Origin of the sequence: Citrobacter sp. Res13-Sevr-PEB04-36, assembly GCF_015672735.1 — a bacterium.
Taxonomy (GTDB): Bacteria; Pseudomonadota; Gammaproteobacteria; order Enterobacterales; family Enterobacteriaceae; genus Citrobacter.
The window spans coordinates 103,468-112,707 of sequence record NZ_JADABY010000005.1; the positions used below are offsets into that span (position 1 = coordinate 103,468).

Annotated in this window: 9 protein-coding genes and 1 pseudogene; 4 read left to right on the forward strand and 6 right to left on the reverse strand. The window is 51.0% G+C overall.

The window, feature by feature from the left end; translation table 11 throughout:
• Positions 1-29: 29 nt before the first annotated feature.
• Complete coding sequence (dnaQ, locus tag IMQ48_RS01155; RefSeq protein ID WP_196207562.1) at positions 30-758, reverse strand: DNA polymerase III subunit epsilon; 729 nt, start codon at positions 756-758, stop codon at positions 30-32.
• Between dnaQ and rnhA the strand changes: the two are divergent.
• Positions 712-1,288, forward strand: a pseudogene (rnhA, locus tag IMQ48_RS01160) (ribonuclease HI). The gene dnaQ and the pseudogene rnhA sit on opposite strands and share 47 nt — an antisense overlap.
• Here the strand turns inward: rnhA and IMQ48_RS01165 are convergent.
• A complete protein-coding gene (locus tag IMQ48_RS01165) occupies positions 1,285-2,007 on the reverse strand; it encodes a class I SAM-dependent methyltransferase (RefSeq protein WP_196207564.1) in 723 nt (240 codons plus the stop codon). The pseudogene rnhA and the gene IMQ48_RS01165 sit on opposite strands and share 4 nt — an antisense overlap.
• Before the next feature lie 33 nt (positions 2,008-2,040).
• Between IMQ48_RS01165 and gloB the strand changes: the two genes are divergently transcribed.
• Positions 2,041-2,796 (forward strand): hydroxyacylglutathione hydrolase, encoded by a 756-nt coding sequence (gene gloB, locus IMQ48_RS01170; protein WP_196207565.1) that lies wholly within the window; start codon positions 2,041-2,043, stop codon positions 2,794-2,796.
• 71 nt (positions 2,797-2,867) lie between these two features.
• Positions 2,868-4,226 (forward strand): murein transglycosylase D, encoded by a 1,359-nt coding sequence (gene mltD, locus IMQ48_RS01175; RefSeq protein WP_196207566.1) that lies wholly within the window; start codon positions 2,868-2,870, stop codon positions 4,224-4,226.
• 49 nt (positions 4,227-4,275) lie between these two features.
• Here the strand turns inward: mltD and IMQ48_RS01180 are convergent, their stop codons facing one another.
• The 3 genes from IMQ48_RS01180 to IMQ48_RS01190 all read right to left on the reverse strand — a co-directional run bounded on the left by IMQ48_RS01180 (position 4,276) and on the right by IMQ48_RS01190 (position 7,232).
• Positions 4,276-5,046, reverse strand: a complete 771-nt coding sequence (locus IMQ48_RS01180) for a class I SAM-dependent methyltransferase (RefSeq protein ID WP_196207567.1) — start codon at positions 5,044-5,046, stop codon at positions 4,276-4,278.
• Positions 5,047-5,124: 78 nt separating this feature from the next.
• Complete coding sequence (locus tag IMQ48_RS01185; RefSeq protein ID WP_196207568.1) at positions 5,125-5,925, reverse strand: endonuclease/exonuclease/phosphatase family protein; 801 nt, start codon at positions 5,923-5,925, stop codon at positions 5,125-5,127.
• A gap of 131 nt (positions 5,926-6,056) precedes the next feature.
• Positions 6,057-7,232: an MFS transporter gene (locus IMQ48_RS01190; RefSeq protein WP_196207569.1), complete on the reverse strand. Its 1,176-nt coding sequence runs from the start codon at positions 7,230-7,232 to the stop codon at positions 6,057-6,059.
• 104 nt (positions 7,233-7,336) lie between these two features.
• Here IMQ48_RS01190 and yafC point away from each other — a divergent pair, with 104 nt between their 5' ends.
• Positions 7,337-8,251 (forward strand): DNA-binding transcriptional regulator YafC, encoded by a 915-nt coding sequence (gene yafC, locus IMQ48_RS01195; RefSeq protein ID WP_196207570.1) that lies wholly within the window; start codon positions 7,337-7,339, stop codon positions 8,249-8,251.
• Between the two features lie 29 nt (positions 8,252-8,280).
• On the opposite strand, the gene dkgB is transcribed toward yafC, so the two are convergent.
• On the reverse strand, positions 8,281-9,084 hold the full coding sequence (gene dkgB, locus IMQ48_RS01200) for a 2,5-didehydrogluconate reductase DkgB (protein ID WP_196207571.1): 804 nt from the start codon (positions 9,082-9,084) through the stop codon (positions 8,281-8,283).
• Positions 9,085-9,240 lie beyond the last annotated feature (156 nt).

Sequence of the window (9,240 nt, forward strand, 5' to 3'; positions counted from 1 at the left end):
TAGCCATTTTTGCACGTTAAACACGCAAACTATGCCCGCCAGAGGCAACTTCCACCTTTCTTCTGAACCAGGTCGAGGCGAGACTCATGGGCCGCTAACTCTTCATCAGTGGCGAAAACAACGCGTAAATTGCCGGACTGACGGACAACCCGTTGGATCCCTGTGTCATTCTGCTGCTGACTGTCACCCTCCATTGAAAATGCCATGGCGGTCTGCCCGCCGGTCATCATCAGATAAACGTCAGCCAGAATCTGGGCATCGAGCAATGCGCCGTGCAAGGTACGCTTGCTGTTGTCTATCTCATAACGCGAGCATAGCGCATCAAGGCTGTTACGCTTGCCAGGAAACATCTTCCTCGCCAGCGCCAGGCTATCGGTCACTTTACAGAAGGTGTTCGTTTTCGGAATATCACGATGGAGCTTCGCGAACTCGTAGTCCATAAAGCCGATATCAAACGATGCGTTATGGATGACCAGCTCCGCACCGCGGATATAGTCGAGAAACTCATCGGCAACATCGGCAAAAGTGGGTTTATCGAGCAGGAATTCATCCGCGATGCCGTGTACGCCAAACGCTTCCGGGTCCACCAGCCGATCGGGCTTCAGGTAAACGTGGAAGTTATTGCCGGTCAGGCGTCGGTTCACCACTTCAACCGCACCGATCTCAATGATCTTGTGGCCTTCGTAGTGGGCACCGATCTGGTTCATACCGGTGGTTTCGGTATCGAGGACGATCTGCCGTGTAATTCCAGTGCTCATAGCGGTCATTTATGTCAGACTTATCGTTTATATCGATCTCTAAAACAGGAAGTCTACCAGAGATGCTTAAACAGGTAGAAATTTTCACCGATGGTTCTTGCCTGGGAAATCCAGGACCCGGCGGCTATGGGGCAATTTTACGCTTTCGCGGGCGGGAAAAAACCTTTAGCGAAGGATACAACCTCACCACCAATAATCGTATGGAGCTGATGGCGGCCATCGTCGCGCTGGAAGCGCTTAAAGAACAATGCGAAGTGGTACTCAGTACCGACAGCCAGTATGTGCGCCAGGGTATTACCCAGTGGATCCACAACTGGAAAAAACGCGGCTGGAAAACCGCAGACAAAAAACCGGTCAAGAATGTCGATCTCTGGAAACGTCTGAATGCCGCGCTGGGCCAGCACCAAATCAAGTGGGAATGGGTCAAAGGCCACGCGGGCCACCCGGAAAATGAACGCTGCGACGAGCTTGCGCGCGCAGCTGCGATGAGTCCTACACAAAATGATATTGGGTATCAACCCGAAGCTTAAACGTCCGGTTTACGGTATTGCCGGGTTGCACCAACGGCCTGGCGGATACGCGCTTTGCTTTTGTTTTGTTTCATCGGGTTAAGCGTAAGCGGAATAGTTCGCTTGCGCGCGACAACCAACTGTATGCATCCCAACGCAGGAATATGTGCGCTTAACATTTTACCCCCGAGCTTCTTCCAGGGTAAAACGTGAAAACGGCTGGCGTGCAGCACTTCAAAATTCAGCAGTGAGAGCCAATCCAGTTGGCGCATCAGCGTAAACATCCGGCTGTTATAAGGTGGCGTTTTACGTAATACCGGCACCAACTTGCGCAACCCCATCAGGCTGACCGGATTGAATCCGCTCAGAATTAACCAGCCATCATCGATAAGCACACGATCGGCCTCACGCAGTAACCTGTGAGGATCGGAGCACCACGGCAGCGTATGCGCCAGCAGGCAGACATCAACGGATTTATCGGCAAAGGGAAGATGTAGAGGATCCGCCAGCACCTGCATCGGCGAGCCTTGCGAAGAAATATTCACCTGATGAGAAACCGCGCACGCTTCAGAATTGATTTCTGCGCTTAAATTGCCAATCTTAAGCAGATGAAAACCGTACATTTTTGCGAACCACGGGTTAAGCTGATGCTCCAGCGCCTCACGATAGTGTTCGCCCCAGGGTAAATCATCCCAGCTCACGGGCGCTACGACAGTTTGAGGGAGCCTTGCCGGTTTCATCACAACCTTCCGTTTCGCATTGAGAGGTAATTTATGAATCTTAACAGTATTCCCGCCTTTGATGACAATTACATCTGGGTCCTGACCAATAATGAGAACCGTTGCCTGATTGTCGATCCCGGCGAGGCGACTCCGGTACTGCAAGCCATTGCTGAGCACAACTGGGTGCCAGAGGCCATTTTACTCACCCATCACCATCATGATCACGTTGGCGGCGTGAAGGAACTTGTGCACCGCTTTCCACAGATAGTGGTCTACGGACCAGCTGAAACGCAAGATAAGGGAACCACACGCGTAGTCGAAGATGGCGATACCGCACTCGTTTTAGGGCATGAATTTAGCGTATTTGCTACTCCGGGTCACACTTTAGGACATATCTGTTACTTTAGTCATCCTTATCTGTTTTGCGGCGATACGCTCTTTTCCGGTGGCTGCGGTCGACTTTTTGAGGGTACAGCATTACAGATGTATCAATCACTTAAAAAAATATGTGCACTTCCGGATGATACGTTAATTTGTTGCGCACATGAGTACACTTTAGCAAATATGAAGTTTGCCTTAAGCATCCTCCCGCACGATCCGTCCATAAATGATTATTATCGTAAAGTTAATGAGTTACGCGTAAAAAAACAAATGACACTACCCGTAACTCTGAAAAATGAGCGCAGAAATAATATTTTTTTAAGAACGGAAGACATTGATTTAATTAATGAAATTAACAAAGAAACAATATTGCAACAACCTGAAGCGCGTTTTGCGTGGTTAAGGTCAAAGAAAGATACGTTCTGACAATTCCGGGTTGCCTTTTGAAAACTTCGCCGTTATGATCGGTCGTCTTTTAAGCAACTATTGACACACACATGAAGGCAAAAGCGATATTACTCGCCTCTGTCCTGCTTGTTGGGTGCCAGAATACTGGTAACGTCCAACAACACGCACAGAGCCTTTCTGCAGCTGGTCAAGGGGAAGCAGGAAAGTTTACGAGTCAGGCGCGGTGGATGGACGATGGGACATCTATCGCCGCCGATCAGGATTTGTGGGCTTTCATTGGTGACGAGCTAAAGATGGGAATTCCGGAAAACAACCGGATTCGCGAACAGAAACAGAAGTATTTACGCAATAAGAGCTATCTCCACGATGTAACGTTACGGGCAGAGCCGTATATGTACTGGATAGCCGGGCAAGTTAAGAAACGTAACATGCCGATGGAGCTGGTACTCCTACCCATAGTGGAGAGCGCTTTTGATCCTCACGCAACGTCTGGCGCCAATGCCGCAGGTATTTGGCAGATCATTCCGAGCACGGGGCGCAATTATGGTTTAAAGCAGACTCGCAGTTATGATGCACGTCGCGACATTGTGGCTTCCACCACTGCCGCGCTGGATATGATGCAGCGTCTGAACAAGATGTTTGATGGCGACTGGCTGCTGACCGTTGCCGCTTATAATAGCGGTGAAGGTCGCGTGATGAAGGCAATGAAAGCGAACAAAGCTCGTGGCAAGCCCACTGATTTTTGGTCGCTCCCTCTGCCTCAGGAAACGAAGCAGTATGTGCCCAAAATGCTGGCATTGAGCGACATCCTCAAGAACAGCAAGCGTTATGGCGTGCGTCTGCCAACCACAGACGAAAGCCGCGCGTTGGCACGTGTTCGCTTGAACAGTCCGGTTGAGATGGCCCAGGTTGCCGATATGGCGGGTATTTCCGTCAGCAAGCTGAAGACCTTCAATGCTGGCGTGAAAGGCTCCACGTTGGGTGTCAGCGGCCCGCAATATGTGATGGTGCCAAAGAAGCACGCGGAGAAACTGCGTGAGTCTCTGGCGTCAGGCGAAATTGCAGCCGTACAGTCAACGCTGGTCGCGGATAACACGCCGCTGAGCAGCCGTAGCTACAAGGTTCGTTCTGGCGATACGCTTTCCGGCATCGCTTCACGTCTTGGCGTGAATGCGAATGAGCTAAAGCAGTGGAATAATCTGCGTAGTTCGACTCTGAAAGTGGGCCAAAGCTTGACCGTAGGTGCAGGCACCAGCGCGCAGCGACTGGCTAAAAACAGCGATAGCATTACCTATCGTGTACGTAAGGGCGATTCGCTTTCGAGCATTGCTAAACGTCACGGGGTTAACATCAAGGATGTGATGCGCTGGAACAATGATACCGATAATCTGCAGCCGGGCGATCAGCTGACGTTGTTTGTGAAAAACAACGGTATGCCGGACTCCTGATAGCAGCATAAACATTAAGGCACTGGTTTCCCCCCAGTGCCTTTTTTATTTATGCTGCTTTATGCGCCTCAACCATAATCGTGTCACTGGTGAACGACCCGTCCTTCTGTAACGCAAAGTAAGCCTGCACTTCGGCAGACGCACTCTGCTGGTATAAACGAACCGCGTCGATCAACACCTCAGGGGTACGCATGCGCGCAACCCATGAGCTAAACACCAGCGGCAGGCGGTCCGTCAACACCGTATCGGCAATCAGATTGGCATCATTCATCAAGGACAACCACTCACCGCTGGAATAGTTGCGCACATGTGAGGTATCGCGTAACGCTTCAACGGTTTGCAGCCAGATATCCCGTACCGGGTGCCCTGGTGACATGACATCCATCACAATCACCACGCCACCTGGTTTCAATACACGATTCACTTCCCGCAGCGCGCGTCCGACATCATGCCAGTGATGCGCAGAGTAGCGGCTAATCACCACATCAAAAGAGCCATCCTCAAAAGGCAGACTTTCGGCATACCCTTGCCGGGTAGCGATATTGTCTAATCCCTTCTCTTTTGCCGCCTGCACGACCACATCGAGCATCTGCGCCGATAAATCATACGCCACGACCTGTTTTACATGCTGTGCCGCCGTAAAACTGGCGTGCCCCGCACCGCATCCCATGTCGAGAACGCTGGCCTGTGGAAATGCCGACAGCCTATCCGCCAGCCGTTGTAAATCATGGCCGGAGGCGTGTACCGTGCTGGTTAAATAGGCGTTCGCCTGCGAGCCAAACTGTTTTTCGACATTGTCATGATGAGAGCGTGTTGTCATTGTGTTGTCCTTCGGTTGTGGTGAAATATAAAGGGCAGCACCATGACAGGCCTGCCCCACGGCAGACCTGACACACCTTTATTGTTCAGGTTTGCCGGGACTAAATTCAACGAGTAGTGGATTATGATCGGATGCGCGCGTCACCAGCACAGAGGCTTCACTGACGTTCAAACCACGATAGAACACAAAATCAAGCGGGCGACCAAATGCGCGTCGGCGCTGATCGTCGGTAAAGCGCACCTGACGCAGTGACATTTCACGCGCAAAACGGTACAGCGCGTTCATCCGTCGACGGCTCCAGGCATTGAAATCACCGGCCATAATCACCGGGCCGCTGTGATGAGCAATCTGATCGCCGATGGGAAGTAACTGCTTACTATAGACATCAACCCCGAGACTAAAGTTAACCGCGTGGATGTTCACCACCATCAATAAACGTGAATCAGGCAGGGGATATACCGTCACCAGCGCAGACTTTGCCAGCCGTAAAATAGGCTCACGTTCGCGCAGAGGACAGCAGTAAACAGGATGTGCAGCAGAAAGCGTCATGACGCCAGAGGGGTGCTGAGGTAGTACAAAAGCAGGAACCTGATCGGCAGCAAGATAGTTAGCGGTCGCAAACTGCACCAGCTCCGGCGTGGTTTGGGCTTCCTGCAATAACACCAGATGTGCGTCTTTGCCAAAATTCTTCAGCACCGACAACCATTCTGCCCGCTGCTGTTTAAAAATATTCCACACCAGCACGCGAATACGGTCTTCACTGCTTAAGGGTACGCCGGCGGGTAATGCCTGACCAATATGCGCAAACGACCCTGGCGGTAAAATCCGCTCAACGGGTTGTCCGGCAACATAGCGCATAGCATAAGTGTTTTTTCGCACTGTAGACTTTCAAACCTCTGTAACGTCAACCAGTCCGCAGCCGGACTGGTTCTTCAGTTATAGGGACTTTAGGGCTTACTTTCAACGAGCAATTGCAGTTTGTTTTGTAAGTAGGTACTTACATCAATGATTTATCCCAGCGTGATACGCGCAGGTTTATCAAGACGACCGCTGATACCCATCAATAAGAAAGCAGCCAGGACGATAAGCGCGCCAATCCACGGCGTCTGCGCTAAGCCATAATACTCTACCGTTTGCCCGCCAATCACCGACCCCAGTGCAATACCGACGTTAAACGCCGCAATGTTCAGTCCGGAGGCAACATCAACCGCGTTGGGGGTAAATTGTTCTGCTTTCTGAACAACATAGACCTGCAATCCCGGTACGTTACCGAAAGCAAAGATCCCCATCACCAGTATTGTTGCCAGCGCTGCATACTGCGTGGATGCCGTTAACTGGAAAAGCATCAGCAGAACAAACAGTGCAGCAAAAATGAACTTCAATGCAGGGACAGCGCCATGTTTATCCGCCAGTTTACCACCCCAAATATTACCGATAGCCACAGAGACGCCGTATCCCAATAAGATCCAACTTACCGCTGTCGGGGAGAATCCGGCCAGATCCTGCATCATCGGTGCAAGAAAGGTAAACGCAGTAAAGACACCACCATAGCCCAGCGCCGTGACTGCATAAATCAGCAGCAGACGAGGATGGGTTAAGACTTTCACCTGATCGCGGATGCTGGCGGCAGCCCGACCTGGAATATTCGTCGGGATCAGTAACTGGCTACTAATTAGTGCAATGACGCCCAGCATTGAGACTGCGAGGAAAGTTTCACGCCAGCCAAAATGCTGACCGATAAATGTGCCCAGCGGAACGCCTGTCACCAGGGCCACCGTTAAACCACCAAACATAATGGCGATGGCCGAAGCCGCTTTCTCTTTGGGCACCAGACTTGTTGCAATGGTTGAACCAATCGAGAAGAACACGCCGTGTGCAAGGCCGGTCAGCAGACGGGCAACAATTAAGGTCATATAGCCCGGTGCCTGCCATGCCAGCAAATTACCGGCAGTAAACAGCACCATCAGCGCAACCAGCAGCTGTTTACGCGGCAGACTCCCGGTCAGAGCGGTCAGCACTGGTGCGCCAATAGCCACCCCCAACGCATAAATTGAAACCAGCATCCCCGCAGAAGGCAAAGAGATTGCCAGTTGTTCAGCAATGGTCGGTACCAGGCCAACAATCACAAATTCGGTCGTGCCAATGGCGAAGGCACTTATCGTCAGTGCAAATAAAGCGAGCGGCATAAATAACTCCATATCATCAGTAATCAGATGACACGCAGTATGCCGGGATGCTTTAATAACAAAAATATTTAAAATATCAATATAATTTTGCTTCAGGTGCAAAAATGAAAGCAACCTCAGAAGAACTGGCGATTTTTGTGGCTGTTGTGGAAAGCGGCAGCTTTAGCCGCGCCGCAGAGCAGTTAGGACAGGCCAATTCCGCCGTCAGCCGGGCCGTCAAAAAACTGGAGATGAAGCTGGGCGTCAGCTTGCTCAATCGGACCACCCGACAGCTAAGTCTGACCGAGGAAGGTGAACGTTACTTCAGGCGCGTACAGCTGATCTTGCAGGAAATGGCCGCCGCAGAGACGGAAATTATGGAGTCTCGCAATACACCGCGTGGCTTACTGCGCATTGACGCTGCAACGCCGGTCATGCTGCATTTTCTGATTCCCCTCATCAAGCCTTTCCGCGAACGCTACCCTGAAATGACGCTGTCGCTGGTCTCTTCAGAGACGTTCATCAATCTTATTGAACGAAAAGTGGATGTAGCTATACGTGCAGGCACGCTGACTGATTCGAGCCTACGCGCACGTCCATTATTTACCAGCTATCGTAAGATTATTGCTTCGCCTGACTATATTGCGAAATTTGGTATACCAGAGAGCGTCGAAGCGCTTAAACAGCACCTGTGCCTCGGTTTTTCTGAACCGGTTTCACTCAATACCTGGCCGATTGCCTGCAGCGATGGACAGCTTCATGAGGTTGAATGCGGACTATCTTCTAACAGCGGCGAAACACTAAAACAGCTTTGTCTGAGCGGAAACGGTATTGCCTGTCTTTCAGATTATATGATTGATAAGGAGATCGCACGAGGTGAACTGGTCGAGTTGTTGACGGATAAACGCCTGCCGGTAGAGATGCCGTTCAGCGCCGTTTACTACAGTGATCGGGCAGTAAGCACTCGCATTCGGGCATTTATCGACTTTTTGAGTGAACATGTAAGAACAGCTCCCGCAGGAGCTGTGAAAGAGGGGTAAAGTGCACAGAGGGTCGCAGGGTCAAGCCATTAGTCCCACTCGGGTGCCAGACCTTCCGGGCTAACCAGGCGATCGTTGCAGTCCAGCGCCGCGATCGCCGCGTTGTCTTCAGCATCCAGACGCAGGTCCAGCGCCAGCAAGTTACTAGACAGATTTTCGCGCTTGGTCGAAGAAGGGATCACCGAGTATCCCTCACCCATCGCCCATGCCAGGATCACCTGAGCCGGTGTCGCATTATATTTCGCGGCAATACCGGCAATGACTTCATCTTTCAGTGCCTTACCGTATGCCAGTGTCATGTAAGACGTGATGTGAATACCGTGCATTTTGGCCCAGTCAACCACCTGACGGCTTTGCAGATACGGGGACAACTCAATCTGGTTAGTCGCGATGTTCTCTGCACCCACTGCAGCAATGGCTCTTTCCATCAGCGGAATGGTGAAGTTAGAGATACCAATTTCGCGGGTCAGGCCCTGTGCTTTAGCTTCCAGTAGTGCCTGCATAAATTCTTCAACAGAAACAGCATCGTTTGGAGAAGGCCAATGGATCAGCGTCAGATCAACGTAATCAGTACGCAGTTTCTTCAAACTCTCTTTCAGACTCGGGATCAGTTTTTCTTTGCTTAGGTTCTCAATCCAAATCTTGGTGGTGATATACAGCTCACTGCGCGGCACACTGCTTTCAGCAATCGCCTGGCCAACCGCGGCTTCGTTATCATAGATTTGTGCGGTGTCGACGGCACGATAGCCCAGCTCCAGAGCCGTTTTAACAGAAGTGATAACGACGTCGTCTTTCAGGCGAAAAGTCCCTAAACCGAATGCAGGGATAGTCATAAATTTCCTCTTTTTAATCATAGTGTTCGCTACTGGGAGGAGTATGACCTTCTAACGTGTAGATAAAAAGAGCGTAAAACGCAGAGGATTTTTGCAGATTTAGCAATAATTGAATGACAGGAAAAGAAAAAGCCCTGAGCGTTAGCTCAGGGCTTT